General features: G+C 65.9%; 25 protein-coding genes and 1 pseudogene. 7 read left to right on the top strand and 19 right to left on the bottom strand.

Translation table 11 applies throughout. The features are described from left to right. Positions 1-16 precede the first annotated feature (16 nt). The 10 genes from U5768_RS08810 to mltG form a co-directional block, all read right to left on the bottom strand. Entirely contained in the window at positions 17-1,084 is a 1,068-nt protein-coding gene (locus tag U5768_RS08810; RefSeq protein ID WP_322029981.1) for a glycosyltransferase family 4 protein, read from the bottom strand. A 226-nt stretch (positions 1,085-1,310) separates the two neighbouring features. Beyond that, the gene (locus U5768_RS08815) at positions 1,311-2,477 is read right to left on the bottom strand and encodes an AAA family ATPase (protein ID WP_322029982.1); all 1,167 of its coding nucleotides are present in this window, start codon (positions 2,475-2,477) and stop codon (positions 1,311-1,313) included. A 54-nt stretch (positions 2,478-2,531) separates the two neighbouring features. Continuing rightward, complete coding sequence (gene otsA, locus U5768_RS08820) at positions 2,532-3,938, bottom strand: alpha,alpha-trehalose-phosphate synthase (UDP-forming) (protein ID WP_322029983.1); 1,407 nt, start codon at positions 3,936-3,938, stop codon at positions 2,532-2,534. Positions 3,939-3,987: 49 nt separating this feature from the next. Next, positions 3,988-5,310: a mechanosensitive ion channel family protein gene (locus U5768_RS08825; RefSeq protein ID WP_322029984.1), complete on the bottom strand. Its 1,323-nt coding sequence runs from the start codon at positions 5,308-5,310 to the stop codon at positions 3,988-3,990. 180 nt (positions 5,311-5,490) lie between these two features. After that, on the bottom strand, positions 5,491-5,853 hold the full coding sequence (locus U5768_RS08830; RefSeq protein ID WP_322029985.1) for a Rap1a/Tai family immunity protein: 363 nt from the start codon (positions 5,851-5,853) through the stop codon (positions 5,491-5,493). Positions 5,854-5,947: 94 nt separating this feature from the next. Then, positions 5,948-6,673: an ankyrin repeat domain-containing protein gene (locus U5768_RS08835; RefSeq protein WP_322029986.1), complete on the bottom strand. Its 726-nt coding sequence runs from the start codon at positions 6,671-6,673 to the stop codon at positions 5,948-5,950. A gap of 66 nt (positions 6,674-6,739) precedes the next feature. Continuing rightward, positions 6,740-7,525 (bottom strand): TatD family hydrolase, encoded by a 786-nt coding sequence (locus U5768_RS08840; protein ID WP_322029987.1) that lies wholly within the window; start codon positions 7,523-7,525, stop codon positions 6,740-6,742. A 47-nt stretch (positions 7,526-7,572) separates the two neighbouring features. Beyond that, positions 7,573-8,616 carry a DNA polymerase III subunit delta' gene (locus U5768_RS08845; protein ID WP_322030072.1) on the bottom strand — a complete coding sequence of 348 codons (1,044 nt, stop codon included), beginning with the start codon at positions 8,614-8,616 and terminating at the stop codon, positions 7,573-7,575. Between the two features lie 87 nt (positions 8,617-8,703). Beyond that, entirely contained in the window at positions 8,704-9,324 is a 621-nt protein-coding gene (gene tmk / locus U5768_RS08850; RefSeq protein WP_322029988.1) for a dTMP kinase, read from the bottom strand. Further along, positions 9,325-10,335 carry an endolytic transglycosylase MltG gene (gene mltG, locus U5768_RS08855; RefSeq protein ID WP_322029989.1) on the bottom strand — a complete coding sequence of 337 codons (1,011 nt, stop codon included), beginning with the start codon at positions 10,333-10,335 and terminating at the stop codon, positions 9,325-9,327. Between the two features lie 77 nt (positions 10,336-10,412). Here mltG and U5768_RS08860 point away from each other — a divergent pair, with 77 nt between their 5' ends. Continuing rightward, positions 10,413-11,432, top strand: a complete 1,020-nt coding sequence (locus U5768_RS08860; protein WP_322029990.1) for a folate-binding protein — start codon at positions 10,413-10,415, stop codon at positions 11,430-11,432. A 91-nt stretch (positions 11,433-11,523) separates the two neighbouring features. After that, a complete protein-coding gene (locus U5768_RS08865) occupies positions 11,524-12,378 on the top strand; it encodes an NRDE family protein (protein ID WP_322029991.1) in 855 nt (284 codons plus the stop codon). Positions 12,379-12,524: 146 nt separating this feature from the next. Here U5768_RS08865 and U5768_RS08870 read toward each other — a convergent pair. The 9 genes and pseudogenes from U5768_RS08870 to U5768_RS08910 form a co-directional block, all read right to left on the bottom strand. Continuing rightward, positions 12,525-12,789 (bottom strand): annotated as a pseudogene (locus U5768_RS08870) (alpha/beta hydrolase); the annotation flags it as partial. A 23-nt stretch (positions 12,790-12,812) separates the two neighbouring features. Next, entirely contained in the window at positions 12,813-13,694 is an 882-nt protein-coding gene (locus tag U5768_RS08875; protein ID WP_322029992.1) for an SDR family oxidoreductase, read from the bottom strand. A 100-nt stretch (positions 13,695-13,794) separates the two neighbouring features. Beyond that, complete coding sequence (locus tag U5768_RS08880; RefSeq protein ID WP_322029993.1) at positions 13,795-14,793, bottom strand: NADP-dependent oxidoreductase; 999 nt, start codon at positions 14,791-14,793, stop codon at positions 13,795-13,797. A gap of 111 nt (positions 14,794-14,904) precedes the next feature. Then, complete coding sequence (locus tag U5768_RS08885) at positions 14,905-15,432, bottom strand: PaaI family thioesterase (RefSeq protein WP_322029994.1); 528 nt, start codon at positions 15,430-15,432, stop codon at positions 14,905-14,907. Positions 15,433-15,439: 7 nt separating this feature from the next. Continuing rightward, positions 15,440-15,742 (bottom strand): Dabb family protein, encoded by a 303-nt coding sequence (locus tag U5768_RS08890; protein ID WP_322030073.1) that lies wholly within the window; start codon positions 15,740-15,742, stop codon positions 15,440-15,442. A gap of 176 nt (positions 15,743-15,918) precedes the next feature. After that, a complete protein-coding gene (locus U5768_RS08895) occupies positions 15,919-17,097 on the bottom strand; it encodes an acetyl-CoA C-acyltransferase (RefSeq protein ID WP_322029995.1) in 1,179 nt (392 codons plus the stop codon). A 53-nt stretch (positions 17,098-17,150) separates the two neighbouring features. Beyond that, entirely contained in the window at positions 17,151-17,786 is a 636-nt protein-coding gene (gene pncA / locus U5768_RS08900; RefSeq protein WP_322029996.1) for a bifunctional nicotinamidase/pyrazinamidase, read from the bottom strand. A gap of 33 nt (positions 17,787-17,819) precedes the next feature. Further along, entirely contained in the window at positions 17,820-19,901 is a 2,082-nt protein-coding gene (locus U5768_RS08905) for a 3-hydroxyacyl-CoA dehydrogenase NAD-binding domain-containing protein (RefSeq protein ID WP_322030074.1), read from the bottom strand. Between the two features lie 246 nt (positions 19,902-20,147). Then, complete coding sequence (locus tag U5768_RS08910; RefSeq protein ID WP_322029997.1) at positions 20,148-21,836, bottom strand: 3-(methylthio)propionyl-CoA ligase; 1,689 nt, start codon at positions 21,834-21,836, stop codon at positions 20,148-20,150. A gap of 152 nt (positions 21,837-21,988) precedes the next feature. On the opposite strand from U5768_RS08910, the gene U5768_RS08915 reads away from it, so the two are divergent. The 5 genes from U5768_RS08915 to U5768_RS08935 all read left to right on the top strand — a co-directional run bounded on the left by U5768_RS08915 (position 21,989) and on the right by U5768_RS08935 (position 25,873). After that, entirely contained in the window at positions 21,989-23,587 is a 1,599-nt protein-coding gene (locus U5768_RS08915) for a protein adenylyltransferase SelO (protein ID WP_322029998.1), read from the top strand. A gap of 63 nt (positions 23,588-23,650) precedes the next feature. Next, positions 23,651-24,070 (top strand): peptide-methionine (R)-S-oxide reductase MsrB, encoded by a 420-nt coding sequence (gene msrB / locus U5768_RS08920; RefSeq protein ID WP_322029999.1) that lies wholly within the window; start codon positions 23,651-23,653, stop codon positions 24,068-24,070. Positions 24,071-24,183: 113 nt separating this feature from the next. After that, positions 24,184-24,717 carry a septation protein A gene (locus tag U5768_RS08925; RefSeq protein ID WP_322030000.1) on the top strand — a complete coding sequence of 178 codons (534 nt, stop codon included), beginning with the start codon at positions 24,184-24,186 and terminating at the stop codon, positions 24,715-24,717. Beyond that, positions 24,714-25,022: a BolA family protein gene (locus U5768_RS08930; protein ID WP_322030001.1), complete on the top strand. Its 309-nt coding sequence runs from the start codon at positions 24,714-24,716 to the stop codon at positions 25,020-25,022. Before U5768_RS08925 ends, U5768_RS08930 begins: the two co-directional genes overlap by 4 nt. Positions 25,023-25,093: 71 nt before the next feature. After that, the gene (locus tag U5768_RS08935; RefSeq protein WP_322030002.1) at positions 25,094-25,873 is read left to right on the top strand and encodes a peptidylprolyl isomerase; all 780 of its coding nucleotides are present in this window, start codon (positions 25,094-25,096) and stop codon (positions 25,871-25,873) included. Positions 25,874-25,931 lie beyond the last annotated feature (58 nt).

The raw sequence follows: 25,931 nt of genomic DNA on the forward strand, positions 1-25,931 counted from the left end.
CCAGGCGTTGGCGGGCTCAGCTAGCGGACGTATCGATCACCTTGAAGCGCGAGCGCTTGTTCGCGCGTATCACCGCCTCATAAGCCTGCACGTATTCCTGCGCCATGCGGTGCGAGGTGAAACGCTCTTCGAAGCGGCGCCGCACGCCCGCACGCGAAACGCGCGGGAGGCGATTCACGGCCGCCACGGCACCGATCTCGTCCTCGACGATAAAGCCCGTCACGCCCTCTTCCACCACCTCCGGCACCGCGCCGCGGTTGAACGCGACCACCGGCGTACCGCATGCCATCGCCTCGATCATCACGAGGCCGAACGGCTCCGGCCAGTCGATCGGGAACAGCAGCGCATGCGCGCCGGAGAGGAATTCGGCCTTCTGGCTATCGTTGATTTCGCCCACATACTCGACGTGCGGCAGCGCGAGCAACGGCCTGATGTCGCGCTCGAAATACTCGCGGTCGGCTTCGTCGACCTTCGCGGCGATGCGGATGGGCAGTCCGCAGCGCCCCGCAATGCGTATTGCCGTGTCGACACGCTTTTCCGGTGAAATGCGGCCGAGAAACGCCAGATAGCGCTGCTCCACGGGCTGCGGCGTGTAAAGCATCTCGGGCAGGCCGTGATAGACCGTACGCAGCCAGCGCGCCTGCGGCATCGGCTGGCGCTGCGCGTTCGAGATCGAAATGACGGGCGCGGTATTGAACGTGTCGAACACCGGCTGCTGCTCGGGCAGATCGAGCCTGCCGTGCAGCGTGGTCACAAACGGCGTTTCCTGGCGCTTGAACACCGAAAACGAGTAGTAGTCCATATGGAAATGCAGCACGTCGAACTGGTCGGCCTGGCGGCGCACCATTTCCATGAGCAACATGTGCGGCGCGATGCGGTCGCGAATGCCGGGGTCGAGCCGCAGCGCGCGCGGCCATACCGGTTCGAGCTTCGCGCTCGTGAGCGAGTCGCCGCTCGCGAACAGCGTGACGTCGTGCCCGAGGTCGACCAGCGCTTCGGTGATGTACGACACGACGCGCTCGGTGCCGCCATAAAGCTTCGGCGGAACCGATTCGGTCAGCGGGGCGATCTGCGCAATTCTCATCGAGTATCTCCAGGAAGCCAGGAAGTGGAGCCGCGTTGCCCATTCTTGCGGTGCTGGTCATTCTAAGCGAGCCGGAAGGCGATTCCGGTGGATCGGGTGGCCTCCGGTGCCATTTCGTACCGCCATTATTCGGCAAGCCGGGCGCGCACGCTCCCGGTCTTTCAATTGCTATACGGTTTTACACGCCGAAACAACCCTGCATTTGCCCAGGCACACGGCGGGGAAACTAGCGGGCGGGCCACTTCCAGGCCGGCACATCGAGCGCGTCCGGATCGGCGAATCCGGTTGCGCCGAGGCGCCGTTCCAGCACGACCGACTGGCTGCCCGCCTCGCGCTCCAGCGCCGCCACGAGCCGAGCCGCGTGCGAGACCACGATGACCTGCGAGTGCCGCGACGCCCGCGCGATGAGCCGGGCGAGCGACGGCAGCAGGTCCGGGTGCAGGCTCGTCTCGGGCTCGTCGAGCACCAGCAAGCCGGGCGGCCGCGGGCTCAGGAGCGCCGCCGCGAGCAGCAGGTAGCGCAATGTCCCGTCCGAGAGCTCCGCACCGCGCAGCGGCCGCAAGAGCCCTTCCTGGCGCAAAGCCACCTCGAAGCGGCCTTCGTGATTCACGATCTCCACGCGCGCGCCGGGAAAAGCGTCGCCGATAGCGGTGTCGAGCGCCTCGCCGTCGCCGATCTCGCGAATCGTCTGCAGCGCGGCGGCGAGATTGGCGCCGTCGTCGGCGAGCACCGGCGAATGCGTGCCGATCTGCACCTGGCGCGCGCTCGCGCGCTCATCGGTGCGGAAGTGGTCATAGAAGCGCCACGAGCGGATCTGCTCGCGAACAGCGATCATTTCGGGCGCGCTGCGCGGGTCGGCGTACTCGGTCATCATGCTGTCGAAGCTCGCCACGGGCTGCGCAAGCGTCGTCCAGTCGGCCGCCGTATCGCGGATGCGGATCATCGGCCCCTGGCGGTCCACGAGCAACGCCGAAGGCCGCAGGATCGGCCCGCTCCAGATGCATTCGCGCTTGATCACCGGGTCGAGCGAAAACTGCGAGGTGGACGAAGGCAGCGGCAACCCCAGGTCGATCGCGTAGCCGAAGGCATCGCCCGCGAAACCGAGGCGCAGGCTCACGGCGTCCTTGCGCACCGTGCCCTGCACGGCGTATTCGCCGGCCGCGACCGCGCGCGAGAAACGCTCGGGGCCCGCCCAAAGCGTGGATTGCAGGCCGCCCTCGCGCGCGAGCGACGAAATCACGCCGCCGCGCGCCGTGAGCGCGAGCAGGCGCAGCGCGCGATAGAGATTCGACTTGCCGCTGCCGTTCGGGCCGGTCACGACATTGAGCGCGCCCAGCGGCACGACAAGTTCGCGCAGCGAGCGGTAATTGGCGATGGCGAGCGTGGTCAGCATCGAGTATGCGAGAGTACCGGGATCAGCCACGCATCATACGCAATCGCGCGATCGTCAGCGCGGCTGGGGCACCGCCGCGAGATCGCTCAGGAACGTATCTCGCCACACGCCCAGATCGTTGCGCCTGAGCGCCTCCATGTTGGTCTGATAACGCGCCTGACGCTCTTCGAGCGGCATCGAGAGCGCGCGCTCGAGCGCCTCCGACATGCCGGCCGCATCGTGAGGATTCACGAGCAATGCGCCGCTGAGTTCGGCCGCCGCGCCCGCGAAAATCGAAAGCACGAGCACGCCCGGATCGTTGGGATTCTGCGCGGCCACATACTCCTTGGCGACGAGATTCATGCCGTCGTGCAGCGGCGTCACATAGCCGACCTGCGACTCGCGAAAGAGCGACATCAGTTTCCAGCGGTCGTACTGCTGGCTCAAATAGCGGATCGGCGTGTAATCGAGGCCCGAGTAGCGGCCGTTAATGCGTCCGGCCTCCCGCTCCAGTTCCTCGCGTATCACCTTGTAACTCGCGACGTCCGAGCGCGTGGGCGGCGCGATCTGCACGAGCGTGACCTTGCCGCGCCATTCGGGCGACGTTTCCAGCAACTGCTCGAACGCGTGGAAACGCTCGACGAGCCCTTTCGAATAGTCGAGCCGGTCCACACTCATGATGAGCTTGCGCCCTTCCAGGCTCTGCTTGAGATCGAGCACGTGCTGGCGGCTTTCGTAACGCGCCGCCTGCTCGGCGATTTCGTCGGGAAACACGCCGATGCGATAGACCCCCGTGCGCAGCTTGCGGCCATACGCCTCGATCTCGCCATGCTCGGGATTCTCCGTGCTCTCGACTACCGTGCCGTGCGCCTCGCGTGCGACGTAGTCGTGGAACGCCTGCTGGTCGTTCTGCGTCTGGAAGCCGAGGAGGTCGTAACAGCACAGCGACCTGACGAGTTCGTCGTGCGGCGGAATGGTCTGCAGCACCTGCGGCGAAGGAAACGGAATATGCAGAAAGAAGCCGATGCGATTGCGCACGCCTTCCGCGCGCAGCGCCTCGGCGAACGGGATCAGGTGATAGTCGTGGACCCAGATGTTGTCGTCCGGGTGAATCAGCTTCATGAGCTTGTGCGCGAGCCACGCGTTCACGCGGCGGTAGCCCGCGTATTCGTCGCGCTCGTAACGCGCAAGGTCGTTGCGGTAATGAAAGACCGGCCAGAGCGTCGCGTTCGAGAATCCGCGGTAGTACTGATCGTAGTCCTTGCGCGTGAGGCCGACGGTCGCGAAGGTAACGTGGCCTTCTTCGACGAGCGTCGGTCCCGCGTTCGCCACCGTCTCGCTCACCACGTCGCCGCTCCAGCCGAACCACACGCCGCCCGCGTCCTTCAGCGCGCCGAATACGCCGACCGCGAGCCCCCCCGCCGAGCCTTTGGTTTCCGTCGGCGTCGCCACGCGGTTCGAGACGACTATCAATCTGCCCATCTTGCTGTTCCTCTTTCTGCAGTTGTCCTTCGGTATCGTTCGCTGCCGTTCAACCTCCGTCGCGGCGACTCTCGGTCGCCGGCTCACGGACACGGCTGGATCCGGCCGCTTTCACGTCCGCTTTCACGTCCGCTTTGGCGTTCACCGCTGGGCCCGGCCGCACCGGTTGCGTCTCCAGCTCCTCGCCGTTTCCTGGCACGCGCGTCCCCGTCACCGGATCGGCCTCGGTATGGGCCGCCGTGCTCGCCGCTGCCTGACGCGCCGGGCGCCGCACGAAAGACGGCACTTCGCCGGTGCTGCTTTCGAGTTCCGCCGACACCTCGGCGCGCGCTCGCGGCAGGAACTGCGGATAGTGCTCGTTGACGAAATCGAGCAGCCCTTCGCGCACGCGGCAGCGCAAATCGAAGTTCAGGCCGGAGTCGCGAGAACTCACCAGCACGCGCACCTGCATGGCGCGCTCGTTGGCGTCGGTGACCTGTAAAACCTGCACGCGACGGTCCCATTCGGGCGCGCTGTCCACGATGCGCGCGAGCGCCTCGCGCAGCGGCGCGAGCGGCATGCGGTAGTCGAGCCACAGAAACACCGTGCCGATGATCTGCGAGCTGCTGCGCGTCCAGTTCGCGAACGGATTCTCGATGAACCATTGCAGCGGCACGATGAGCCGCCGCTGGTCCCAGATCCGCACCGAAACGTAGGTGCCCGTGATTTCCTCGATACGCCCCCACTCGCCCTGAATCACGACCACGTCGTCGAGCCGGATCGGCTGCGAGAGCGCGATCTGCAAACCGGCGATCAGATTCCCTAGCACGGGGCGTGCCGCGATACCGGCGACGAGACCGGCCACGCCCGCGGAAGCCAGCAGACTCGCGCCGATCTGCCGCACATTCGGGAAGGTCATGAGCGCCGCGCCCACGCCGACGATGATGATGAGCACCATCACCGTACGGGCGAGCACGCGCGCCTGGGTGTGGATGCGGCGGGCCTGGAGGTTGTCTGCGATATCGAGCGGATGGGCGGCGACGATGGCCTCGCCGATGGCCGCCGCGCAGCGCACCGAAAGCCAGGTGATCGCGGCGATCAGCGCAAACGCGCACATCTCGCGCAGGCCGCCGATGTGCCTGAGCGTATCGGGCGCCTGCCACCAGACGAATTCAATCGCGAGAATGGCGAGCACCGCGAGCGCGGGCTTGCGGATGTAGCGCAAGAACAGGCTGATACGCGGATACGGGCGCGCGAGGCGCAGCAGGACGCGCCCGCCGACCCAGTGCAAGGCAAACGCGAAGACGAGCGCGAGCGCGCTCACGAGCAACGTGCCGATCCAGTCCTGCATCGGCGCGTCGGTAAAACGGGAGAGGTCGTCGAGTGTCGGCATCTGCGGCCAGTTCCTCCTGAGCATCCTGAGCAATAAAGGCGACTCTTGGAAACGGCACGGGCGCCAGGCCCGCGGACGGCCACAGCGATGATCAAGCTGGCCTCGCAGCGGCCTCGGTGATGCGTGGCGCGGCGACCGGTGGCGCCGCGCCGTGCTACCTGCTACTCGTTACGTCTCGCATCAACTGCCGTTGCCGGTCTTGCAGGGAAACGCCTTGCCGAGCCCGAGCGACACGGCGGTGCTGGCGTTGTAGCCGGCCACGTTCGGGTTGTCGGCGATGTACTTGCGCACCGCGTCGGTGAGTTGCGCCGAGCGCGCGTCGGGCGGCAGGCAGAAGTATTGACCCACACGCGGCCCGGTAGTGCCGCCGATGGCGTCGATGGTGTTGAAGATGCCGTCCGCGGCACCTTCGATATAGGCCGCGCACGCGCTGCGCGAAGATACGTCGGTCTTCGCGCAGAGGTGGTTGAGGTCGCTCGCCGTGAATGCGAAAGCAGAGAGCGGCAACGCCATCGCGCCCGCACAGATCAGAACCCGCAGCATGGTTCTCCTTGAGTTGTCGTGGGGAGCGGCGCTTCGAGAATATCGAGCGCCGCCGGTCGGCCGCGTTGGTCCAGTACGGCCGCCTTCATCCCCATTATTTTGCACTGTTTTGCGGCGCTGCCGGGCTCGCCGTCGAGAGACCGGCTTGCGTCATGCGCGCCGTGAGGTCCTTGATCGCGTCCGGCGCCTTGTACTGGCGCGCGAAATCGAGCGCCGTCATGCCGATCTGGTTCTTCGCGCCAAGCGTCGCGCCCTTGTCGAGCAGCATCTGGATCGTGGTGAGATGGTCGCCGCGCGCGGCCATCATCAGCGGCGTCGTGCCGTTGGGCGACAGCGCGTTGACGTCGGCCGAATAGCCGATCAGGAGCTTGGCGACGTCGTCGTTGCCGTTCGCGGCGGCGTAGTGCAGCGGCGTCCAGCCCTTCTTGTTGACTTCGGCGCCCTTGGTGATGAGCAGCTTCACGAAGTCCACGTCGCCGTTGAGCGAGGCGAGCATCAGCGCGTTTTCGCCCGCGCGGTCTTCGGCGCCGATGTTCGTTTTGGGGTTGTCGAGCAGCACCGCCCCAACCTTGTCGGACTTCTCGCGCGCGGCAATGACGAGAAGCGGCATGCCCTGGTCGTCGGTCGCGTTCGGGTCCATGCCGTCCGCGAGCGCTTTTTGCACGCTCTTGTCGTCGTCGAACTTGACGCTCTTGATGAGCGAGTCGATCGGGGCAGCGTGCGCCGCTGCGCCGAACAGGGTGGCGGCCACGCCGAGCACGAGCGCGGCGGCGGTGCGGCGGACGGGATGGGCGGCGTGCGAAAGCGGTTTAGAGTTCATGTCAAGCCTTAATGTTATCTGCTATCTCGTTGATATTGAAAACAATGACAGCACGCGGTTCGCGATTCAAGCCTGAGGCTGGATCTTGAAGAGCCGGAAAAAGTTCTGCGTGGTGACAGCGCCGAGTTCGGCGTCCGGCAATCCGCGTTGCTGCGCAATGAATCTTCCGACATGGCTTACGTACGCAGGTTCATTGGGTTTGCCGCGAAATGGCACTGGCGCAAGGTACGGCGAATCGGTTTCGATCAAAAGGCGCTCGATCGGCACGCGGCGCGCGACCTCCTGAACGTCCGTCGCGCTCTTGAACGTCACGATGCCCGACAGCGAGATGTAAAAATTCTGCGCGAGCGCGCGCTCGGCAATCGCCCATGGTTCGGTGAAGCAATGCATCACGCCGCCGGGCTCGCCCGCGCGCTCCTCTTCCATGATGCGCAGCGTGTCGTCCGACGCCGCGCGCGTATGGACGATGAGCGGCTTGCCCGTCGCGTGCGCCGCGCGAATGTGCGTGCGAAAGCGCTCGCGCTGCCATTCCATGTCGGCAATCGTGCGCTCGCCCAGGCGATAGTAATCGAGCCCCGTTTCGCCGATGGCGACGACTTTCGGATGCGCGGCCAGTTCGACCAGTTCGGCCACGCTCGGCTCGCGCATGTGCTCGTGGTCGGGATGCACGCCCACCGACGCATACACGTTCTCGTAGCGGCTCGCGATGTCGAGCACCGAGGGCAGCGTTTCGAGATCCACCGAAACGCACAGCGCGTGCGTGACGGCGTTCTCGCGCATGTTCTCGAGCACTTGCGGGAGGCGGTCGCCAAGGCCCTCGAAGTTGATGTGGCAATGCGAATCGACAAACATGAGTGGTCCTGCGATGAAAGATTCAGGCTACGTACTGAACGCGCCCGTCAGGCGAACAGTTCACGATAGCCGAGAAAAAGTTCCTCGAACACGAGGCGCGCATTCAGCGGATGATTCTCCACGGCCCGCTGGCGCGTGACCGTTTTCAGGTAGCGCGCGAGCGCGGCGGCGTCGAGCTTCGCGGCGCAGCGCGCGAGGCCGCTCGCGGCCTGCGGGAAGTAGCGCGGGCGGCCCGCTGTGCGTTCTGCGAGCAGATCGTAGGCCCAGCGCTGCAGCCAGCCGAGCACGAGCGGCACCGGCAGCTTTTGCAGCGTCTCGCCACAGGCAAAGGCGTCGCAGGCGGGTCCCGCGGCGAGTTGCGCCAGGGTCCAGTCGCGCAGCGTGCGGTTTTCGTCGTGCGCGAGCGCGAGCGCCGCGAGGGGCGCGCCGCCGGCTTCGGCAAGGAGCGCCGGCGCGTCGTCCACGCCCTGCTGTGCGAGCCACGCCTCTGCGGCTTCGGGCGCGGGCGTGCCCATGGGCCATTGGCGGCAACGGCTGATGATGGTCGGCAGCAGGCGGTCGACGCGCGCCGACACCACGAGGAACACCACGCCGGCCGGCGGCTCTTCGAGCGTCTTCAGGAGCGCGTTCGCGGCGGCGACGTTGAGCGCCTCGGCCGGATACAGCACGACCACCCGCAGCCCGCCGCGGTGCGAGCCGACGCCAGTGAAGTCGAGCAGCGCGCGCACCTGCTCGATGCGGATTTCCTTGCTCGGCGCGCGGCCTTTCTTGCCCTCTTCGCCGTCGCCTTTCTCCGCCTTCCCGGCCTTGCTGTCATCGTCGCCGGGCTGGCCGGCCTCTCCGGCCAGCGCCTCGGGCACGACGATCCGGTAATCCGGATGATTGCCCTGGACAAACCAGTTGCAAGCCACACAGGCGCCACACGGCTCGCCGTTCGCCTGCGGCGCTTCGCAAAGCAGCCCCTTCGCCAGGTGCTGCGCGAACTGGAGCTTGCCGATGCCCGCCTGGCCATGCAGCAGGAGTGCATGCGGCCAGTGGCTGCGCAGTTGCTGCAGCCGTTGCCAGTCGTCGGTTTGCCACGGATAGATCATCTTGGGAATCAATCGGTTATGCGCGTTTCATGAGAATTGACATGAAGCCGACGCAGGCATATAAGAGCACCAAATATCGCCGCGAAATCAAAGCGTTGCAATCACTTGCTCGAGTTTTTCGCGAATCGTGTCGATGCCCTGCGACGAATCGACGATCGCGAAACGGTACGGCGCCTCTTCGGCGCGGCGCAGGTATTCGGTGCGCGTGCGCTTGAAGAACGCATCGGATTCGCTTTCGAAGCGGTCGGGCTCGCGCGCCGCGCCGCGCCGCTCGCTCGCGGTGTCGGGCGGCAGATCGAACAGCACCGTCAGGTCCGGCTGGAAACCGCCCTGCACCCAGCGCTCCAGCGTTTCGAGCTTGTCGCGCGGCAGGCCGCGGCCGCCGCCCTGATAGGCGAAGGTGGCGTCGCTGAAACGGTCCGACAGCACCCAGTCGCCGCGCGCGAGCGCAGGCTCGATCACCTTGGCGAGGTGCTCGCGGCGCGCCGCGAACATCATGAGCGCCTCGGTTTCGAGGTCCATCGGCTGGTGCAGCACGAGGTCCCGGATCGACTCGCCCAGCGGCGTGCCGCCCGGTTCGCGCGTCATGACGACCGTGCGGCCCGTGGGCGCGAGCTTTTCGGCGAGTTGATCGCGAAACCAGGCGAGATGCGTGGTCTTGCCCGCGCCGTCGATGCCCTCGAACGTGATGAATCGGCCCCGCGCCATTTAATTACCCCGGATGTATTTGTCGACGGCCTTGTTGTGGTCGACAAGAGTGTCAGAAAAAACGCTGCTGCCGTCGCCGCGCGCCACGAAATACAGCGCAGCCGTCGATGCCGGATTGAGCGCCGCCTGGAGCGCCGCGGCGCCCGGCAGCGCGATGGGCGTAGGCGGCAATCCGAGGCGCATGTAGGTATTGTAAAGAGTGTCCGACTGCAAATCGCGCTTGCGCAAATGGCCGCCGTAGTTGTCGCCGAGGCCGTAAATCACGGCCGGATCGGTTTGCAGCGGCATGCCCACTTTCAGGCGGTTCGAAAACACGGCGGCCACGAGCGCGCGGTCGGCGGCGCGGCCCGTTTCCTTTTCGACCAGCGATGCGAGCGTCAGCGCCTCGTAGGGCGACTTGAGCGGCAAGCCGGGCGCGCGCGCGGTCCACGCTTCGTTCAGACGCGTCTGCATCAGATGGTAGGCGCGACGATAGACGTCGAGGTCGCTCGAACCCTTGTCGAACAGATAGGTGTCGGGGAAAAACAGCCCCTCGCCGCTGCCGTTCGGCGCGGGCGGCGCGCCGATCGCGGCGAGCAGTTCGGCGTCGCTCATGCCGGCCGTGTCGTGGCGCAGCGCGGGGTTCGCGTCGAGTTCGGCGCGCATGTGCTTGAAGGTCCAGCCTTCGATGATGGTGGCCACGGATTCGTTCACGTCGCCGAGCGCCATCTTTTGCAGCACCTCATACGGCGTGACACCCGCCTTGAACTCGTAGTTGCCCGACTTGAGCTGGCTCTGCAGGCCGAGCGCGCGGGTCATGAGCACGAAAAGTTGCGTCTGGACGGGCACGCCGCCGCGCCGCAACTGCAGCGTGACGCCGCGCACGGTGCTGTGCGGCTTGATGGTGACGTCGAGCTGTGGAACGGCAAGTTGGAGCGGCGTGGTGGCCCAGCGCCACACACCGCCCGCCGCGGCGGCGCCAATCACGACTAGCGCAGCGCCGGCAACAAGGCATTTCTTCAGGAGGGACATGGAAACACGACTCAGGGGGACCTCATATAATAACTGCTTGCCTTCGCTAAAGTCAGGATTGACTGTTCCCCGAATCCATGAACTCACCGCTCGATCCCGCTTCCCCGCTTTCCGTTCCCGAATCCGCAGCCGGCTTCGACGCCGTTCTGACAGGCGGCGCCTACGCAATCCTGCCGCAGTTCGGCCTGATCGACGCCAATGGCGACGACGCCGCAACTTTCCTGCACAGCCAGCTCACCAACGACGTCCAGCATCTCGACGCGGCCGGCGCTCGTCTCGCGGGCTACTGCTCGCCCAAGGGCCGTCTGCTCGCCTCGTTCCTCACGTGGAAGACGGGCGACACGATCCGCCTGCTGATCGCGAAGGACGTGCAGGCGGCGGTGCAAAAACGCCTGTCGATGTTCGTGCTGCGCGCCAAGGCCAAACTCACCGACGACAGCGACAAGCTGCTCGTGGTCGGCCTTGCCGGCGACGTGCGCGGCGCGCTCGCGAGCGTGTTCGACGCGCTGCCCGACGGCGTGCACGTGAAGGTGGACGACCCCGCCGGCACGCTGATCCGCGTGCCCGACGCGGCCGGTGTGCTGCGTTATCTGTGGGTCGGCCCGAAGGAGGCCGTGCAGGAGCGCCTCGCGAAGCTCGACGGCGTGCTCGAGCGCGTGTCGCCCGCGGTGTGGGACTGGCTCGACATTCGCGCGGGCGAGCCGCGCATCACGCAGGCCGTAAGCGAGCAATTCGTGCCGCAGATGGTGAACTACGACGTGCTCGGCGGCGTGAACTTCCGCAAGGGCTGCTACCCGGGCCAGGAGATCGTCGCGCGCAGCCAGTATCGCGGCACCATCAAGCGCCGGACCGCGCTCGCCAACGTGGCCGCGAGTCTCGACGCCGCGCATCCGGGCGTCGAACTCTTCCATTCGGACGACCCGAGCCAGCCGTGCGGCATGGTCGTGAATGCGGCGCCCGCGCCCGAGGGCGGCATCGACCTGCTCGCCGAAATCAAGCTTGCCGCGCTCGAAACGGGCAGCGTGCACCTGGGCGCGGCGGACGGCCCCGCGCTGCGCGTGTTGCCGCTGCCGTACGCGTTGCCGGCCGAAGTTTGACGCCGCACGCCGCGCACATCGCGAGCGAGGCGCCTGGCGCCTCGCCGGGCTTGCGCGCGGTCCGACTCCCGACCCTCCTGGGGCCCAGCCCATGTGCCTGATCGTTTTCGACTGGCGTCCGCGCGCGAGCACCGGCGCGCTTTTCACGCTCGCGGCCAACCGCGACGAATTCCTGCGCCGCACCGCCGATCCGCTGCACTGGTGGAACGCCTCGGATGACGCTGGATCGTCCGGCAGTTTGGCCAGGGGCGTGCTGGCGGGCCGCGATCTCGTGGGCGGCGGCACGTGGCTCGGCATGACGCGCGGCGGCCGCTTCGCGGCGCTCACGAACTATCGCGCGCCGAAAGACATGCGTCCCGACGCGCCCACGCGCGGCACGCTCGTCTCGCGCTGGCTGACCGGCGCGCAAGGTCTGCCCGATACGCCGCTCGGCTATCTCGACGAGATTGCGCGCTCGGGTGACATCTACAACGGCTTTAACCTGATCGTCGGCGACTGGGCGCGGCGCGAGCTTGCGTGGTACTGCAATCGCGCGGACCGCGCGCCTGCCCCGCTGCCCGAAGGCACGCACGGCATTTCGAACGCCGTGCTCGACACGCCGTGGCCCAAGCTCGTGCGCAAGCGCGCGGAACTCGCGCAACTCGCGGCTGGGGACGCGCAAGTGCCGCTCGCGCGTTTGGTGGAGATGATGCGCGACCCGCACGTCGCGCCCGACCGCGACCTGCCCGCCACGGGTATTTCGCTGGAACGCGAACGCGCGCTTTCCGCGGCCTTCATCGAAACGCCCGATTACGGTACGCGCGGGACCACGGCGTTGCGCGTCACGCTGCGCGGCGCGCTGCTCGACGTGGAAGCGCTGGAACGCAGCGACGACGACGGCTCGCACCGCGTCGCGCGCCCGGGCGCCTTCGAGCGCCGCGAGACCTACACGGTCGAACGAGGCTAGGCGCGCGTCAATCTCCCGTGCCGAGCGCCGCGCGCAGCGCGTGAGCGGCATCGTGCTGTGCGCGGCGCGCCTCGTCGATGAACGATCCCATCTTGATGAACTCGTGAATCACGCCGTCGTAACGTATGAGCGCGACCTCGTTGCCGGCCGCCGTGGTAGTACACGAGCACGGGCAGCGGTTCCGCCCAGTGCGGCTCGACCGGCAGATAAAGACGCGCGCGGATCGTCGCGCCGTCGCGCACTGGCACCCGCCTCGTCCACGCTGTGCATCGGCGCAGACGCAATTTCGAGTACCGACGCGCTCTTTTCATACTCGGCGCGCGCCTCCTGCGCCGTTTGCTCGTGATAAGGCGCGCGGCCCATGCGCGCCACCATGTCGAGCACGAGCGCGGTTTTCGCGGTGAGTGGCATGGCACGGACCCCGTGCGCCGCTTTTATTGCGGCGCTTTTTTGACTTCAGGTTTGAGCGAAAGCGGATCGGTCGGATTGCGCAATGTTTCGATGTCCTCATGACGCAGCTTCACCGAAGGGAGAATCTGCGGATGCGTGAGGATATAGAAGCGCCCTTCCCGCACGGCGTCGAACGTCGCTTTCGCGATATCGTCGGGCGTGAGCTTGCCCGAGCGCACCGCGCGCTGCAACTGCAGATCGGCGGCTTGCTGCGAGCGCGTGAGCGGCGCGTCGTTGCGCAATTCGTCAGGGCGGCTGCGCCCGGCGTTCGCAATACCGGTCGAGACGAACGCGGGACACAGCAGCGAGCAACTCACCTTGTCCGTCACGTTCTTCAGGTCGTGATAAAGCGTTTCGGTGAGCGAGACCACGGCATGCTTCGACGCGTTGTACACGCCCATGGCGGGCGGCGAAAGCAGCCCCGCCACCGATGCCGTATTGACGATATGCGCGCGCTCGCCGTGCGCGAGCATCGCCGGCGTGAAGCTGCGCAGACCGTTGGCCACGCCCATCACGTTCACGCCGAACACCCAGTCCCAGTCCTTCGCGCTGCTCTCCCACACGAAGCCGCCGGTGCCGACACCCGCATTGTTGAAGAGCAGATGGACCTTGCCGTAGGCGTCGAGCGCCGCTTTCGCGAGCGCATCGACCTGCGCGGCGTCGCGTACGTCGGTGCGCACGCCGATGACCTGAGCGCCGCCTTCGCGCAACACGTTGACGGTTTCGTCGAGCAGCGACTGATCGACATCGGCAAGCACGAGCTTCATGCCGAGCGCTGCGGCCTGCTGCGCGAACGCGCGGCCAAAGCCGCTTGCCGCGCCCGTGATGACGGCCACGCGGCCATCGAACTCAAACGGTTCGGACATTGCGAATCCTGCGGTGAAGGTTGCGGTGAATATAGCTGACGGAAAAGCGAAGCGCCCGTTGCGGGCGCTTGCGCCGGCATTCACGCCGGCGTCGAGACAGTTAGATCAGCTTGACGAGTTGCTTGCCGAAATTCTGGCCTTTGAGCATGCCGAGGAATGCGCCCGGTGCATTTTCGAGCCCTTCGGCCACGCTCTCGCGATACGCGAGTTGCTGCTTCGCGACCAGCGTACCCAGTTCCGTTAGTGCCTGCGGCCACACTTCCATGTGCTCGCTCACGATGAAGCCCTGCACGAGCAGGCGCTGCGTGAGCATCAGTTGCGGATGCTTGAGCGGCATCGGTTCGCCGTCGTAGCCCGCGATCATCCCGCACAGCGCGATGCGCCCGAATGCGTTCATGCGCGCGAGCGTGGCGTCGAGCACCGCGCCGCCCACGTTCTCGAAGTAGCCGTCCACGCCGTCTGGCGTCGCCGCCTTGAGGTCCTGATAGAGATTGCCAGCCTTGTAATCGACGCACGCGTCGAAGCCGAGCGTCTCGACGACATAGCGGCATTTTTCCGCGCCGCCCGCGATTCCCACCGCGCGGCAGCCCGCGCGTTTCGCAAGCTGGCCGACCACGCTGCCCACCGCGCCGCTCGCCGCGCTCACGACGACGGTTTGCCCCGCCTTCGGCTCGATGATGCGATTCAGGCCGTACCACGCGGTAACGCCCGGCATGCCCACGGGCCCGAGGTACGCGGAAAGCGGCACATGCGCCGTATCGACGACACGCAGATCGTGGCCGTCCGAGGTGCCGAACTCCTGCCAGCCGAACATGCCCACGACCTTGTCGCCGGCCTTGAACTTCGCGTTGCGCGACTCGACCACCTCGCCCACCGTGCCGCCGATCATCACCGAGTCGAGCGGCTGCGGCGCCGCATACGACTTGCTGTCGTTCATCCTCCCGCGCATGTACGGGTCGAGCGAGAGGTAATGGTTGCGCACGCGCACCTGGCCCTCTTCGAGGGAGCCAAGCGGCGTTTTGACGAGGCTGAAGTTATCGACGCTCGCGGCGCCTTCCGGGCGCGAAGCGAGCAGAATCTGGCGATTGGTCTGGGTCATGGCGTCCGTGTTGCCTGGTTGGGCGCGGCGAGGCGTTGCACGCTTCGCCGCGCAGGAAAACCGCGATCGGGTGCGCACGAGCAGAGCCCGGCACGCGCCCGATCGTGCGTATCAGCCGTCGCTTGGGCCCGGCCGCGCGCTGGGGTCGCTGCGCAGACGCTGACGCGTCACGTCGCGGCCCACCGCGAGCCGGCGCATGTACTTGAAGGTGCCGAGCGCCTTGGCGACGAAATGGCCCTCGCTGTCGCGAATCTCGCCCTCGCAATAGGCCATCGTGGTGGAACGGTGCAGCACGCGGCCGGTGGCGCGCAACTCGCCGCGCCCCGGCTGCATGAAGTTCACTTTCATTTCGACGGTGACGACGCCTACTCCGTCGGCGGCGACGCTACGCGCGGCCATCGCGAGCGCGACGTCGGCAAGCGTCATCGTCACGCCGCCGTGCGCGACGTCCCACGTATTCAGATGCCGCTCGGCGAGCGGCAGCACGACTTCGCTCGCGCCGTCGCGCGCGCTCACGAGCTGCGCGCCGAGATGCTCGACGAACGGACTCTCGATGATCGTGAGCGACGTTTGCGGGTGTTGTGCGTCTTCGCCTTTTGGCGCGCCGCCGCCCTGGGATTGATCTGCAGTACCAATCATGATGCGATCAAACCACGTAATCGACGCACTGGCGCGACTCGACCACGAGCTTCGCGAACTGCTTCACGACGAGATGATCGGGGTGGTCCTGATAACCGTCGAGCGCGGCCTGATCGGCGAAATCGGAAACGAGCACGAGGTCGAACGTGGAAGCAGGTCCCGGCGCGGCCACGCCGACTTCGAGGTGCAGCGTGCCCGGCACGAGGTCGCGGCAGCCTTCGAGCAATGCCTTGAACTTCACGACGTTCTCCGCACGCGTCGCGCCTTCGGCCGACTCCTTGAGCTTCCACATCACGATATGACGAATCACGAACTCACCTCTTTCAGTCTGCATGGAAACGGGCGCCGCACCGTGCGCGCGCCGACAGCCGTCATGATACCCGCAGCGGCGCGAGCGCGAGAGCGGCCCGGCGAGCGCCAAAGCGCGGGAAAGCGGTGGTCTCGCCGGGAGCGCGGCGGACCCTTGCGAATCCGCCGCGCCTTGCGTCAAACGACTTCGAACAGGCCGGCCGCGCCCTGGCCGCCGCCAATGCACATCGTCACCACGACATACTTCGCGCCGCGGCGCTTGCCTTCGATAAGCGCGTGGCCCGTGAGGCGAGCGCCCGACACGCCATACGGGTGACCGACAGCAATCGCGCCGCCGTTCACGTTCAGGCGGTCGGCGGGAATGCCGAGCTTGTCGCGGCAATACAGCACCTGCACCGCGAACGCTTCATTCAGCTCCCACAGGCCGATGTCCTCGACCTTCAGGCCCGTCTGCCTGAGCAGCTTCGGCACCGCGAACACGGGGCCGATGCCCATCTCGTCCGGCTCGCAACCCGCCACGGCGAAGCCGCGGAAAATGCCGAGCGGCTGCAGACCTTCGCGTTCGGCGACCTTCGCGTTCATCACGACGCAGGCGCTCGCGCCGTCCGAGAACTGGCTCGCGTTGCCGGCGGTGACTACACCGCCCGGCATCGCCGTGCGAATCTTCGACACGCCTTCGAGCGTGGTGTCGGCGCGAATGCCCTCGTCGGCGGCAATCGTCACTTCCTTCGTGACGAGCTGGCCCGTGGCCTTGTCGGCAACGCCAGCGAGCACCGTCATGGGCACGATTTCGTCGTTGAAGAGGCCCGCGGCCTGCGCCGCCGCCGCGCGCAACTGCGACTGCACGCCGTACTCGTCCTGACGGTCCCTCGAGATTTCATAGCGCTTCGCGACGTTCTCGGCCGTTTGCAGCATGCTCCAGTAGATTTCGGGCTTGTGCTGGTTGAGCCAGCCTTCGGCCATCATGTGACGGTTCATCTCGTTCTGCACGCACGAGATCGATTCCACGCCGCCCGCCACGAACACATCGCCTTCGCCCGCGATCACGCGTTGCGCGGCAAGCGCGATCGTCTGGAGTCCAGACGAACAGAAACGGTTCACCGTCATGCCCGGCACGCTCACGGGCAGGCCCGCGCGCAGTGCGATCTGGCGCGCGATGTTCGCGCCCGTTGCGCCTTCGGGGTTCGCGCAGCCCATGATCACGTCTTCCACGCGCGCGGGGTCGATCTTCGCGCGCTCGACGGCGGCTTGCGTCACGTGCCCGCCGAGCGTGGCGCCGTGCGTCATGTTGAAGGCGCCCTTCCAGGACTTGGCGAGGCCCGTGCGGGCGGTCGATACGATTACGGCGTCAGTCATGCGATGTCTCCCACTACGAATATTGAATCCAGAGGATGTTCCTGATTGAACGTTCAAGCGGACAATGCCAGCACCTCGGCCGACTGCGCGCGCCTCACGCCAGCGGCAAGCAGTTGCTCCCACGCTGCGGCGAGCGAGCCGTTCAGGTCGATGGCGCGCGAAGCGTCTTCGATCAACACGGTCTCGAAGCCCGCGGCGCGCGCATCGAGCGCGGACCACGCAACGCAATAGTCGGTCGCGAGCCCGCAGCAGTACACGCGTTTCGCGCCCACGTCGCGCAGATAGCCCGCGAGGCCGGTGGGTGTCTTGCGGTCGGCTTCGAGAAACGCGGAGTAGCTGTCCACGTCGGCGTGATGGCCCTTGCGGATCACCGCGCGCGCATGCGGCACGTTCAGGTCGCGATGCAACGCCGCGCCTTCGGTGCCCTGCACGCAATGCACGGGCCATAACACCTGCTCGCCGTAGGGCAGCGCCGTCGTCTCGAACGGCGCGCGCCCCGCGTGATTCGCCGCAAACGAAACGTGCTGCGCCGGGTGCCAGTCCTGCGTGAGCACCACGTGGCCGAAGCCCTGCGCGAGCCGGTTCGCGACCGGCACGACTTCATCGCCCTGCGCGACGGCAAGCGCGCCGCCCGGCATGAAGTCGTATTGCAGGTCGATCAGCAGGAGCACGTCGTCTGCGCTTCTCATGATGTTCGTCCGCCTGATCGTTCTCGATAAAACTTAGTTGAACGTACCGCCTTTGGCAGCCAGCTCCGCGATCGAAGGCGCGACTTCCCACGCCTCGCCGTTGGGCTGCTGCGCATAGCGGCGAATGGCGCGCTCGACGTTGTAGAGGCCGAGCGTGTCGGCGTACAGCATCGGGCCGCCGCGCCACAGCGGGAAGCCGTAGCCAGTGAGATAGACCATGTCGATGTCGGACGCCTTCGAGGCGATGCCTTCTTCGAGAATCTTCGCGCCTTCGTTCACGAGCGAGAACACGAGACGCTCGACGATCTCTTCGTCGCCGATCTTGCGGCGCTCGACGCCGGCCTCCTTCGAATACGCGACGATCATGTCGTCCACGAGCTTCGAAGGCAGCGCGTTGCGCTCGCCCGCCTTGTAGTCGTACCAGCCCGCGCCGGTCTTCTGCCCGAAGCGGCCGGTCTCGCACAGGCGGTCGGCGATCTTCGAGTACTTCATGTCCGGATGTTCCTGATAGCGACGCTTGCGAATGGCCCAGCCGATATCGTTGCCCGCCAGATCGCTCATGCGGAACGGGCCCATCGCGAAGCCGAACTTCTCGATCGCGCGGTCCACCTGCGCGGGCAGCGCGCCTTCTTCAAGCATGTAGAGCGCCTGGCGCACGTACTGCTCGATCATGCGGTTGCCGATGAAGCCGTCGCACACGCCCGACACCACGGCCGTCTTGCGGATCTTCTTCGCGACCTGCATGACGGTGGCCAGCACGTCCTTCGCCGTTTCCTTGCCGCGCACGACTTCGAGCAGCTTCATGACGTTGGCAGGACTAAAGAAGTGCAGGCCCACCACGTCTTGCGGACGCTTCGTGAACGCCGCGATCTTGTCGACGTCGAGCGTCGAGGTGTTCGAGGCGAGGATCGCGCCAGCCTTCGCGACTTCGTCGAGCCGCTTGAACACCTGCTCTTTCACGCCGAGTTCTTCGAACACCGCTTCGATGATGAGATCGGCCTGCTTGAGATCGTCGTAGGAGAGCGTCGGGCTGATGAGCGCCATGCGCGCTTCCACCTTCTCCTGCGTGAGCTTGCCCTTCTTGACCTGCGCTTCGTAGTTCTTGCGGATCGTGGCGAGGCCGCGATCGAGCGCTTCCTGCTTCGTTTCGAGCAGCGTGACGGGCAGGCCCGCGTTGAGGAAGTTCATCGTGATGCCGCCGCCCATCGTGCCCGCGCCGATCACGGCGACCTGCTGGATATTGCGCGCGGGCGTGCTCGACGGCACATCGAGAATCTTGCTGGCAGCCCGCTCGCCGAAGAACGCGTGGCGCAGCGCGCGGCTTTCCGGCGTCTGCACGAGTTCGAGGAAGCATTCGCGCTCGAACGCGAGTCCCTTGTCGAAGCCCTGCTTCACGCCTGCCGCGATAGCGTCGACGCACTTCACCGGCGCGGGATAGTTCTTCGCCATCGCGCCAACGGTGTTGCGTGAGAACTGCAGGAAACCTTCGGCGTTGGGATGCTCGATCTTGCGGTTGCGCACGAGCGGATGCGGGCCTGGCTTGTCGGCGGCCTTGCGCGCGAACGCGACCGCTTCTTCGAGCAGGTCGCCTTGCGCCATGGCGTCGAACAGCCCCGAATTCGCGAGCTTTTCGCTCATTACCGGCGCGCCCGTGACGATCATGTTGAGCGCGGCTTCGAGGCCGATTGCGCGCGGCAGGCGTTGCGTGCCGCCCGCGCCCGGCAGAATGCCGAGCTTCACTTCCGGCAGCGCGATCTGCGCGCCGGGCGCGGCGATGCGGTAATGCGCGCCGAGCGCGAGTTCGAGACCGCCGCCCATGGCCACACTGTGGATCGCGGCCACGACCGGCTTCGCGCTCTTCTCGACTTCCTTGATGACGGTGTGGAGCGTGGGCTCCTGCATCGCCTTGGGCGTGTTGAATTCGGTGATGTCCGCGCCGCCCGAGAACGCCTTGCCGGCGCCCGTGATCACGATGGCCGAAACAGCCGGATCGCTCGCGGCGCGTGCGAGGCCCTCGACAATGCCTGCGCGGGTCGAATGCCCGAGGCCGTTCACGGGCGGGTTATTGAGCGTGATGACGGCGACGCCGTCGCGAGTCGTGTAGTCCACTACCATTTGCCTGCCTCCATGCTTGCGGGCCGCGATGTGCGTCGTCGGCTTCATTGTCCGACATTCCCGGTCAGCAGGCAGAATACCGAAAAAAGAACGTCCGTTCAATTTTTTGCTGCACTGCGGACGCCAGGGTTTGTACTGAACGCTTGAGGCGAGCGCATCGGCCCGCAAAGATCAGAAGAAAAAACGCAGCCACAGGGCTGCGCCGGAGAAGCTTAGGCGTGATGCGTTTGGGGTGAGACGTGGGATTTAGTCCTGCTTCGCAGCGTCTTGCGCCGGATCGAACGGACAGCCCTGAACCGCGAGCGCGGTCGGCAGCACGTACGCGCGGAATTGCTCGCGCAGCTTGAGCTTTTGCAGCTTGCCCGTGGCCGTGTGCGGTAATTCGTCGACGAACACGGCGTCGTCGGGCAGCCACCATTTCGCGACCTTGCCTTCGAAGTACGCAAGCAGTTCTTCGCGCGTGACCTCGGCGCCGGGCTTCTTCACCGCGACGATGAGCGGCCGCTCGGTCCAGCGCGGATGCGCGCAGGCAATGCACGCCGCCTCCGCGATGGCCGGATGCGCCACCGCGATGTTTTCCAGGTCGATCGAGCTGATCCATTCGCCGCCCGACTTGATCACGTCCTTGCTGCGGTCGGTGATGTGCAGGAAGCCGTCGGGGTCGATCGTGGCGACGTCGCCGGTGGGGAACCAGCCTTCCACGAGCGGCGTGCCGCTGTCCTGCCGGAAATAACGGTCGATCACCCACGGCCCGCGCACGTGCAGGTCGCCGAACGTCACACCATCCCAAGGCAGTTCCCGTCCGTCCTCGCCGACGATCTTCATGTCCACGCCGAATATCACGCGCCCCTGCTTTTCGAGCAGCGCGTGCCGGGCCTCGCGGGGCCGCTTCGACTGCTCCCAGTTGAGCCTCGAAAGCGTGCCGAGCGGCGACATTTCCGTCATGCCCCACGCGTGAATCACCTGCACGCCGTAGTCGTCCTCGAAGGTGCGCAACATCGCCGGCGGGCACGCCGAGCCGCCTATTACCGTGCGATTGAGCGTGGAAAAGCGCACGCCCGCGCCGCGCATGTACGCGAGCAAGCCGAGCCAGACAGTCGGCACGCCGGCCGACGCGGTCACGCCTTCGGCCTCCATGAGTTCGTAGAGCGACTTGCCGTCCAGATCCTTGCCGGGCAGCACGAGCTTCGTGCCCGCGAGCGGCGCCGCATGCGGAATGCCCCACGCATTCACATGGAACATCGGCACGACGGGCAAAATCGCGTCGAGCGCGGAAAAGCTCATCGCATCGGGCAGCGCGGCGGCGTAGGCGTGCAGCACCGAAGAGCGGTGCGTGTAGAGGGCGCCCTTCGGGTTGCCCGTAGTGCCGGACGTATAGCAAAGGTTCGAGGCGCTGCGCTCGTCGAGTTCGGGCCACGCGTAGTCGCCGTCCTGCGCGGCGAGCAACGTTTCGTAGCAGAGCACTTCCGTGCGCATGGGGGGGCGATGCGACTCGTCGCACATCGCGATCCAGCCGCGCACGTTCGGGCATTGCGGTGCGAGCGTGTCGACGAGCGCCGCGAACGTGATGTCGAACAGCACGTAGCGGTCGTCGGCGTGATTGACGATCCAGGCGATCTGCTCGGGAAAGAGCCGCGGATTGATGGTGTGGCACACGGCGCCGAAACCGGTCACGCCGAAATACGCTTCGAGATGCCGATAGCCGTTCCATGCCAGCGTGCCGACGCGCTCGCCCGGCGCCACGCCGAGCGCGATCAACGCCTGCGCGAGCTGCTTCGAGCGCGCCTCGCATTCGCGGTACGTGTAGCGATGAATATCGCCCTCGATGCGGCGCGAGACGATCTGCGCGCTGCCATGATGGCGCGCCGCATGCGCGATCAACGAAGAGAGCGTGAGCGGCACATCCATCATCTGACCCAGCAGCGGCGCACTCATCGGTAGCGTTCTCCTCGCGTTGATCGGCGTTGTGCCGTAGTGTTTCGCGTCCAGCTTTCGCGTATCTGGCGTTGCGCCGGCTGGCTTTGAACGTGCTCCAGCACGCCGGCGGGTGCGCAATTACAATATCGAGTATTCAACAGGCCCTCAATATGTCGTTTTCACCAGGCACTCCCGAATCCCACGGCGGTTCGTCCGCTACCCGCTCGCCCGCCACTGGCCCGCTCGCCGACTTCGAGCGCGCGTTGATCGCACCGCGCGAGAATGCCTTCGCCGCGCTCGGCGCGCGCTTTTACACGCGGCTACCCGGCGCGCCGCTGCCCGCGCCTTATGTTGTCGGCTTTTCGAAGGGCATGGCCGCGCAACTCGGGCTCGATGCATCCGCCGTTGCCGATCCCGCATTCGCCGAATTCTTCAGCGGCAACTTCACGCGCGAGCGCTCGCCTTCCGCCATGTCGTACGCAACGGTCTACTCGGGCCATCAGTTCGGCGTCTGGGCGGGCCAGCTCGGCGACGGCCGCGCGCTCTCGCTCGGCGAGGTCGAGCACGACGGCAAACGCCACGAGGTCCAGCTCAAGGGCGCGGGCCGCACGCCCTATTCGCGCATGGGCGACGGCCGCGCGGTCCTGCGCTCGTCGGTCCGCGAATTCCTGTGCTCGGAAGCCATGCACCACCTGGGCATTCCGACCACGCGCGCGCTTACGGTCGTCGGCGCCGATCAGCCCGTGCGGCGCGAGGAGACGGAAACGGCTGCCGTGGTCACGCGCGTGTCGCCGAGCTTCGTGCGATTCGGCCACTTCGAGCACTTCTATTCGCACGACGACGTGGACGCACTGCGCGCGCTCGCCGACCACGTGATCGCGCGCTTCTATCCGCACCTGCGCGAAGCCGACGATCCCTATCTCGCCCTGCTCGACGAAGCGGTGCGCAGCACGGCGGCGCTGATGGTCGAGTGGCAGGCCGTGGGCTTTTGCCACGGCGTGATGAATACCGACAACATGTCGATCCTGGGTCTCACGATCGACTACGGGCCGTTCGGCTTCATGGACGGCTTCGACGCCAACCATATCTGCAATCATTCGGATTCGCAGGGCCGCTACGCGTACCGCATGCAGCCGCAGATCGCGTACTGGAATCTTTTTTGCCTCGCTCAGGCGCTCGTGCCGCTTTTTGGCGCGCACTACGACATCGTAGACGAAAAGAAGCGCGGCGAGCGCGTGGTGGCCGACGCGCAAGGCGTGCTAGAGCGCTTCAAGGGGCACTTCGCGCCCGCGCTCGAAGCGCGCATGCGCGCGAAACTGGGCCTCGAGCACGAGCGCGAAGGCGACGACGCGCTCGCGAACAAGCTCTTCGAAATCATGCATGCCAACCGCGCCGATTTCACGCTCACGTATCGCCATCTCGCGCGCGTGTCGAAGCATGACGCGAGCGGCGACGCTTCGGTGCGAGATCTCTTTCTCGATCGCGCCGCCTTCGACGCGTGGGCCGCCGACTACCGCACGCGCCTTGCGCACGAAACACGCGACGACGCCGCGCGCGCCGAGGCGATGAATCGCGTGAATCCGAAATTCGTGCTGCGCAACCACCTCGCGCAAACGGCGATCGAGCGCGCCGAGCAAAAGGACTTCAGCGAGGTCGAGCGGCTCGCGAAGGTGCTGGAGCGGCCATTCGACGAGCAGCCCGAACACGCGTCGTACGCGGGGCTGCCGCCCGACTGGGCGAGTTCGCTCGAAGTCAGTTGCTCTTCGTGAGCGCGCCCCCATCTACGTGATCCTTGTTTTCCACCCTTGTTTCCCACCCGCCAGGAACCCGACATGAGCCAGGACGACCACAACTCCACCGCTTACCCCGGCCACAAGGCCGACGAGCAATGGCGCGAACAGCTCGACGACACGCAGTACCAGGTCACGCGCCACGCCGCGACCGAGCGCGCGTTCACGGGCAAGTACTGGGACCACTTCGACCGCGGCGTGTACGACTGCGTGTGCTGCGGCACGCCGCTCTTCGAATCCGACACGAAATTCGACGCGGGCTGCGGCTGGCCGAGCTACTTCCGCCCGATCAACGGCGAGGTGATCGAGGAGAAAACCGACCGCACGCACGGCATGCTTCGCATCGAAGTGCGCTGCAAGAACTGCGGCGCGCATCTCGGCCACGTGTTCGAAGATGGTCCGGCCCCGACGGGCCTTCGGTATTGCATCAATTCGGCTGCGCTACAATTCGAGCCCAAGTGAACGCTGCCAAGGCAACCCCGCGCCCCGCGCGGGGCGCCGCTGGGTGAATCCAGGCCTTGAAAGCGTCGTGCCCTCTTTTGCGGGGGCTCATTGTGCAACCTCTCAGGCCGATAATGAAATTCCTGTTTGATCTGTTTCCGATCATCCTCTTTTTTGTCGCCTTCAAGCTGTGGGGCATCTTCACGGCAACGGCCGTGGCGATTGGCGCCACGCTCGTGCAGATCGCATGGGTGGCGTTCCGTCACCGCAAGGTCGACCCGATGCTGTGGCTTTCGCTCGGCATCGTCGTCGTGTTCGGCGGCGCCACGCTGATGCTGCACGACGAAACCTTCATCAAGTGGAAGCCCACTGTGCTCTACTGGGCGTTTTCCATCGTGCTGCTCATTTCGCAAGTGGCATTCGGCAAGAACCTGATCGAAGCGATGATGGGCAAACAGATCACCCTTCCGGCGCGCATCTGGACGCAACTGAACTTCGTGTGGTCGATCTTCTTCGCGCTGCTCGGCATTCTCAATCTCTTCGTCGCGTTCCACTTCTCCACCGACGCGTGGGTCGACTTCAAGCTCTTCGGCGCGACCGGCATTCTCGTGGTGTTCATCGTCGGGCAGAGCCTGTGGCTTTCGCGTTACATGAAGGAAGAAGAATGAACGACGTCTTTCTCAACGCGAGCCCTGCCGAGCGCATGACGCTCATCGAAACGCGCCTCACGGCGGCGCTTGCGCCCGTTTCCATCGACGTGCGCGACGACAGCGCGCAGCACGCCGGACACGCCGGCGCCGCCGCGGGCGGTCACTATCATGTCACGATCGTTGCGCCCGCATTCGCGGGGAAAGCCCGCGTGGCAAGGCATCGCATGGTGTATGATGCGCTGGCCGAGGCCATGCAGCGCGGCATTCACGCACTCGCGATCACGGCGCTCACGCCCGAAGAAGCCGCGGCGCTGCCCCGGTAAGCCCCACGTTGAATTTCGATCTGCCTGATCATTTTGTTCGCCATTTTGGTTCGCCCCGTTAGGACTTTCCGATGACCTTGAAGAAGACCCATCTCTGGGTGTTGCTGGCTGCGTGCGCGGCGGCTCCCGCCTTTGCGCAGAACATCGCCGTCGTGAACGGCACGCCGATTCCCAAAGCGCGCGCCGATGCGCTGGTTCAGCAGCTTGTCCAACAAGGCCAGCAGGATTCGCCGCAACTGCAAATGGCGGTACGCGAAGAACTCGTGAACCGCGAAATCCTCATGCAGGAAGCCATTCGCGAAGGCATTCCGAACAAGCCGGACGTGAAGGCGCAGATCGCCGTGGCGCAGCAGACCGTCGTTCTGCGCGCGCTGATCGAAAACTTCGTGAAGAACAACCAGCCGAGCGACGCCGAAGTCAAGGCGCGCTACGACCAGTTGACCAAGGACGCGGGCGGCAGCGAATACCATCTGCACCACATCCTCGTGGACAACGAGCAGCAGGCCAAGGACCTGATCGCGAAGATCAAGGCCGGCGCCAGCTTCGAAGATCTCGCGAAGCAGTACTCGAAGGACCCGGGTTCGGCCAAGAACGGCGGCGACCTCGACTGGTCCGATCCCAAGGCTTATGTGCCGGAATTCGCGACTGCCGCCACGCATCTGCAAAAAGGCCAGATGACCGATACGCCGGTGCACACGCAGTTCGGCTGGCACATCATCCGCGTGGACGACATCCGCGCGGTCACGCCGCCGCCGCTCGAGCAGGTGCGCACGCAGATCGTCCAGCAGATCCAGCAGGAAAAGCTGCAGGCGTTCGAAGAGAATCTGCGCAAGCAGGCGAAGATTCAGTAAGGCGGCATCGCTCGTAGTAAATGAAGAAAAGACCCCGCGACCTGTGAACTGCACAGGC

Source organism: Paraburkholderia sp. J76 (genome assembly GCF_905220295.1).
Taxonomy (GTDB): Bacteria; Pseudomonadota; Gammaproteobacteria; order Burkholderiales; family Burkholderiaceae; genus Paraburkholderia.